Genomic DNA, 6,255 nt, shown 5'->3' on the forward strand with positions numbered 1-6,255 from the left:
GCACCGGCAAGGGGCCGGTGGGGTTGCCGGTGGGGTTGCAGGTCGACCGGCCGAGGGGGCGGCCGGTCGTGAACGGTCCTAGTCCTGCGGGCGCTTGAGCCGGGCCACGAACTTGTAGCGGTCCCCTCGGTAGACGGACCGCACCCATTCCACGGGCTGTCCCTCGCGGTCCAGGGAGTGCCGGGAGAGCATGAGCATCGGCAGGCCCACGTCGGTACCGAGCAGGCCGGCCTCCCGCGGGGTGGCCAGCGAGGTCTCGATGGTCTCCTCGGCCTCGGCGAGGTGCACGTCGTACACCTCTGCGAGGGCGGTGTACAGGGACGTGTACTTGACGAGGGAGCGGCGCAGCGCGGGGAAGCGCTTCGCGCTCAGGTGCGTGGTCTCGATGGCCATGGGCTCGCCGTTGGCCATGCGCAGCCGCTCGATGCGCAGCACCCGGCCGCCGGCGCTTATGTCGAGCAGGGCGGCCAGCCGGTCGTCGGCGGTGATGTAGCCGATGTCCAGCAGCTGCGAGGTCGGCTCCAGGCCCTGGGCGCGCATGTCCTCGGTGTACGAGGTGAGTTGCAGCGCCTGGGACACCTTCGGCTTGGCGACGAAGGTGCCCTTGCCCTGGATGCGCTCCAGACGGCCCTCGACGACGAGTTCCTGGAGGGCCTGGCGGACGGTGGTGCGGGAGGTGTCGAACTCGGCGGCCAGGGTGCGCTCGGGCGGGACGGGGGTACCGGGCGCCTGGGTCTCCGTCATCTCCAGCAGATGCTTCTTCAGGCGGTAGTACTTGGGCACGCGCGCGGTACGGACGGCTGTCCCGCTCTCGTTCTCCGCACTGCTGACGTCGGTGCTCATGCTCCGCCTTCCCGGCTCCGGCCGTGGGTCACGTCGTGATCCCTTCTGTATACCGTTGCCGCCGCTTTTGGTCTAGTCCACAAGGTCAAGTGGTCTAGCGGACGAGACTACTCCGCCGACGCTCTTTTCGCTGCCTTCTTACTTAAAGGTTCTTGCATATATAGGTCGCATAACGGCTGGTCAGAGCCGCTTCCGGGTCCCTTGACAGGGCTCGTGGTCTGGTTCAAGCTCCCGGTACTGGTCTACACCATTGGTCCAGTTTCCCGGCCTCATGGCCCGGGGGGTGTGTGGGCATCCTGAGGAGGGTGGCGTGAAGCGCAAGCTGATAGCCGCGATCGGTATCGCGGGCATGGTCGTCTCCATCGCGGCATGTGGCAGTGACAAGAAGGACGGCGGGGACTCCGGCAAGGGGACGGACGCCAAGGAGCTGACCGTCTGGCTCACGGTGGACGCGCAGAACAACTGGCCCGACCTGGTGAAGGCGGCCGACGCGGCCGTGCAGAAGAAGCACCCCGGCATCAAGATCAAGCACGAGTACTACGGCTGGCCGGACAAGAACACCAAGCTGGACGCCGTCCTCGCCACGGACAAGGCCCCCGACGTGGTCGAGATGGGCAACACCGAGATGCTCGGCTACATGGTCAAGGGCGCCTTCGCCCCCGTCGACGCCTCCCAGTTCACCAGCTCCGACCAGTGGCTCGACGGCCTCAAGGCCTCCGTCACCTACCAGGGCAAGACCTACGGCGTGCCGTACTACGCCGGTGGCCGGGTCGCCAACTGGCGCAAGGACATCGCCGCCTCGGCCGGCATCAAGACCACGCCGAAGACGTACACCGAGCTGACCGCCGACCTGGACAAGATCCAGAAGAAGGAGGGCGACAAGTTCAGCGCCTGGTACCAGCCGACCCGTGACTGGTACGCGGCGATGTCCTTCGTCTACGACGCCGGCGGCTCCATCGCCGTCGAGAACGGCGGCCAGTGGAAGGGCAACCTCTCCTCGGCCGAGTCCCTCAAGGGTCTCAACGAGTTCAAGAACGTCATCGACAAGTACATGCACGGTGACAAGACCAAGGACGAGTCCGACCGGTACATCGTCTACGGCCAGGGCAAGTCGGAGATGATCTTCGGCGCCGCCTGGGAGGGTGCGACCGCGGCCGACCCGAAGAACGACAAGACCGGCGGCAAGCTGAAGGACAACCTCGTCAACTTCGTGATGCCCGGCCCGTCCGGCAAGAACATGCCGGTCTTCCTCGGCGGTTCCGACCTCGCCATCCCGGTGAAGTCCAAGGCGCAGGGCGTCGCCGCCGAGTGGATCAACGCGTTCACCGGCCCCTCCGGCCAGAAGGGCCTGATGGCCAAGGGCAACCTGCCGAACAACAAGACCGACCTCGCCACGCTGAAGAGCGACCCGGCGACCGCGGTCCCGGCCACCGCGGCCGAGTCCAACTGGTTCGTCCCGATGGCACCGGGCTGGGGGCAGGTCGAGAAGGCTCAGGTCCTGCAGACCATGCTGCAGAACATCGGCACGGGCAAGGAGACGGTGGCGGCCGCCGCCAAGGAGGCCGACGCGGCCATCGACAAGGTCATCAACAGCACCAACTAGTCGGAGTGCGGCCGGGCCTGGTCGACGGGGGGTCAGGTCCGGCCGGTGGGTGAGATCAGGAAGTGCCGCGACGGGTCGGTGGGTTGGTGCCGGTGCGCCGTGGCTGGTCGCGCAGTTCCCCGCGCCCCTTTGGGGCGCGTTGCTGCGGGCCTCTCTCGAAACTGCTTGAGGAGCGCGCGATGAGTGCCGCTGATACGACCACCCCTGCCAAATTGCCGCCGCAGCGGCAGGCGCCACCGCCCAGTACCCCGGTCGGACCACGTACGGACCGGCGCTCCGGCGGGCCCGCCGTTCCCTGGCTGCTGCTCGCGCCCTGTCTGGCGATCCTCGGGCTCGTCCTCGGGTATCCCTTCTACCGGCTGGTCACCCTCTCCTTCCAGGAGTTCGGCCAGTCCCAGCTGTGGGGGTTCAAGCCCGCCGACTGGGTCGGGCTCGGGAACTTCTCCGAGGTACTGGGCGACACCGAGTTCTGGCAGGTCGCGCTGCGCACGATCGTCTTCGCCGTCGGCTGCGTGGTCTTCACCATGGTCGTCGGCATGCTCATCGCCCTGCTGCTGCAGCGGGTCTCCGGCTGGGTGAAGACCCTGGTCAACATCGTGCTGGTGGCCAGCTGGGGCATGCCGGTCATCGTCGCCACCACGCTCTTCAAGTGGCTCTTCGACTCCGACTACGGCATCCTCAACGCCCTGCTCAGCAAGCTCCCGGGCGTGGAGATGATCGGCCACAACTGGTTCGCCAGCGGGCCGCAGGGGCTGGCCGTGATCATGCTGCTGGTGGTCTGGGGGGCGGTGCCCTTCGTGGTCATCACGCTCAGCGCCGGGCTCACCCAGGTCCCCGCGGAACTGGAGGAGGCCGCCCGCCTCGACGGCGCCGGCGCCTGGGGCGTCTTCCGCTACGTCACGCTGCCCATCCTCAAGCCGATCATCGTGATGCTCACGACGCTCTCGGTCATCTGGGACATGGGCGTCTTCCCGCAGGTCTTCGTGATGCGCGGCGGCCACCCCGAGCCCGAGTTCCAGCTGCTGACCACCTACTCCTACGACCGCGCCTTCGTGATCAACGACTACGGACAGGGCTCCGCGATCGCCCTGCTCACCGTGCTCCTCCTGCTCGGTGTCGTCGCCGTGTACATGCGCCAGATGCTGAAGATCGGAGAGGTCGAATGAGCACCGTCGCCACCCCCCGCAAGGGGTCCCGCTGGGGCTGGAACATCCTCGGCCTCCTGGTCTTCGTGACGGCCGGCTTCCCCGTCTACTGGATGCTGAACACGGCGTTCAAGCCGGCGAAGGACGCCATCGACCCGGACCCGAGCCTGCTGCCCACGGGCATCACCCTGTCCAACTTCCGCCGCGCCCTGGACATCGCCGACTTCTGGGGTCCGGTGGGCCGCAGCCTCATCGTCTCCCTCTCCGTCGTCGCGATCGGCATGGTCATCGGCCTGCTCGCCGCCCTCGCCATCTCCCGGTTCGCCTTCCGCGGCCGGAAGATCGTGATCGTCGGCATCCTCGCGGTCCAGATGGTCCCGCTGGTCGCCATGATCATCCCGGTCTTCCTGCTCCTCAACGACCTGGACCAGTACGACAAGCTCAGCGGCCTGATCATCACCTACCTGACCTTCATCCTGCCGTTCACGGTGTGGACCCTGCGCGGCTTCATCGTCAACATCCCGAAGGAGCTGGAGGAGGCCGCCATGGTCGACGGCTGCTCCCGCACCGGCGCCTTCATCCGCGTGGTCTTCCCGCTGCTCGCCCCGGGCATGGTCGCCACCTCGGTCTACGCCTTCATCCAGGCCTGGAACGAGTACCTCTACGCCCTGATGCTGCTCAGCCAGGAGCACCAGACCGCGACCGTCTGGCTCGCCAACTTCACCACCAAGCACGGCACCGAATACGCCCCGATGATGGCCGGCTCCACCATGATGGCCGTGCCGATCGTCGTCCTGTTCCTCCTCGTCCAGCGCAAGATGGCCGCGGGCCTGACCGCTGGCGCCGTGAAGGGATAACCCCATCCGATGACGACACTCGCCAGCGGCACAGACACGCTCACCCGCGACGCGCTGACGGTCCTGCAGCCCGGCTTCACCGGCACCACCGCCCCCGACTGGCTGCTGCGCCGGCTCGGCGAAGGCCTCGCCTCGGTGGGCCTGTTCGGCCGCAACATCGCCTCGCCCGAGCAGCTCGCCGCCCTCACCGCCCAGTTGCGGGCCGAACGCGACGACGTCCTGGTCGCCATCGACGAGGAGGGCGGTGACGTCACCCGCCTTGAGGTGCACACCGGTTCCTCCTTCCCCGGCAACCACGCCCTGGGTGCCGTCGACGACGTGGAGCTGACCCGGGAGGTCGCCCTCGAACTGGGCCGCCGCCTGGCCGCCTGCGGGGTGAACTTCAACTGGGCGCCGTCCGCGGACGTCAACTCCAACGCGGCCAACCCGGTCATCGGCGTCCGCTCCTTCGGCGCCGACCAGGACCTGGTCGCCCGCCACACGGCGGCCTATGTCACCGGCCTCCAGACGGCCGGAGTCGCGGCCTGCACCAAGCACTTCCCGGGCCACGGCGACACGGCCGTCGACTCCCACCTCGACCTGCCCCGCATCGACGCGACGGCCGAGGTCCTGCACTCCCGCGAGCTGGCCCCCTTCCGGGCCGCCATCGCCGCCGGCACCCGCGCCGTCATGAGCGCGCACATCCTGGTCCCCGCCCTGGACCCGGCCCGCCCGGCCACCCTGTCCCACCGCGTTCTCACCGAACTCCTCCGCGGCGAGCTCGGCTACGACGGCCTGATCGTCACCGACGGCATGGAGATGCAGGCCATCTCCGCGACCTACGGCATCGAACACGGCAGCGTCCTCGCCCTCGCCGCCGGAGCCGACGCGATCTGCGTGGGCGGCGGCCTGGCGGACGACGAGACGGTACGACGCCTGCGCGACGCCCTGGTCGCGGCGGTCCGCTCCGGCGAGCTACCGGAGGAACGCCTGGCGGAGGCGGCGGAACGGGTACGGATGCTGGCCCGCTGGACGAGGACGGCGGAGCCGGCCCACCCGGACCTCGCGCCCACGGACATCGGCCTTGTCGCGGCCCGCCGCGCGCTCCGTGTGACGCGCGTCGACTCCTTCACGCCCCTGGCCGCAGCCCCCTTCGTCGCCTCCCTCACCCCGGTGGCCAACATCGCCGTGGGCGACGAGACCCCCTGGGGCGTGGCCGCCGAACTGACCCGCCTCCTGCCCGGCACCGGGACCGGCAGCTTCGCGGGCGAGGACGCGGGCCACGCGGCGATCGTCGCGGCGGGGGACCGCCGTGTCGTCGCGGTGGTACGGGACGAACACCGTCACCCGTGGATGGGCCGGGCCCTGGACGTCCTGCTCAAGGCCCGCCCGGACACGATCGTGGTGGAGATGGGCGTACCCCAGGCACCACCGAGGGGCGCCCTCCACATCGCGACCCACGGCGCGGCGAGGGTGTGCGGCACAGCAGCCGCCGAAGTCATAGCACCCCGTTAGCCTTCGCGCCCCTTCAGGGGCGCGGGGCTGTATCGAATGTGCGGCTACCGCCGCGCGGGCGACCAGCCCCCACCGGCCCGCGCCGGACCCGCGACCGCTAGATCCCCTGCCACTCCGGCTTGTTGACAAAGGTGTACCGGAAATAATCCGCAAGCTTCAGCTTGGAAGCCGCGGCCTCGTCCACCACCACCGTCGCATGCGGGTGGAGCTGCAGCGCCGAAGCGGGGCACACCGCGGCGACCGGCCCTTCGACGGTCGCCGCGACCGCGTCGGCCTTGCCCTCGCCGGTGGCGAGGAGCACCAGGTGCCGTGC

Annotated in this window: 5 protein-coding genes and 1 pseudogene; 4 read left to right on the top strand and 2 right to left on the bottom strand. The window is 69.1% G+C overall.

The annotated features are described in order from the left end of the window. Positions 1 to 78: 78 nt before the first annotated feature. Positions 79 to 843, bottom strand: a complete 765-nt coding sequence (locus ACIRR9_RS03265; RefSeq protein WP_123974248.1) for a GntR family transcriptional regulator — start codon at positions 841 to 843, stop codon at positions 79 to 81. A gap of 310 nt (positions 844 to 1,153) precedes the next feature. On the opposite strand from ACIRR9_RS03265, the gene ACIRR9_RS03270 reads away from it, so the two are divergent. The 4 genes from ACIRR9_RS03270 to ACIRR9_RS03285 all read left to right on the top strand — a co-directional run bounded on the left by ACIRR9_RS03270 (position 1,154) and on the right by ACIRR9_RS03285 (position 5,942). Next, positions 1,154 to 2,446, top strand: coding sequence for an extracellular solute-binding protein (locus ACIRR9_RS03270; protein ID WP_403746981.1), 1,293 nt, complete (start codon positions 1,154 to 1,156; stop codon positions 2,444 to 2,446). Positions 2,447 to 2,625: 179 nt separating this feature from the next. Then, positions 2,626 to 3,612 (top strand): carbohydrate ABC transporter permease, encoded by a 987-nt coding sequence (locus tag ACIRR9_RS03275; RefSeq protein ID WP_403746983.1) that lies wholly within the window; start codon positions 2,626 to 2,628, stop codon positions 3,610 to 3,612. Next, entirely contained in the window at positions 3,609 to 4,448 is an 840-nt protein-coding gene (locus ACIRR9_RS03280) for a carbohydrate ABC transporter permease (protein ID WP_123974245.1), read from the top strand. Before ACIRR9_RS03275 ends, ACIRR9_RS03280 begins: the two co-directional genes overlap by 4 nt. Positions 4,449 to 4,457: 9 nt before the next feature. Further along, positions 4,458 to 5,942 (top strand): glycoside hydrolase family 3 protein, encoded by a 1,485-nt coding sequence (locus tag ACIRR9_RS03285; RefSeq protein ID WP_403746985.1) that lies wholly within the window; start codon positions 4,458 to 4,460, stop codon positions 5,940 to 5,942. Positions 5,943 to 6,039: 97 nt separating this feature from the next. Here ACIRR9_RS03285 and ACIRR9_RS03290 read toward each other — a convergent pair. Next, positions 6,040 to 6,255, bottom strand: a pseudogene (locus tag ACIRR9_RS03290) (glucosamine-6-phosphate deaminase); the annotation flags it as partial.

The sequence above is a fragment of the Streptomyces sp. NPDC101234 genome (assembly GCF_044767525.1).
Lineage (GTDB): Bacteria > Actinomycetota > Actinomycetes > Streptomycetales > Streptomycetaceae > Streptomyces > Streptomyces sasae.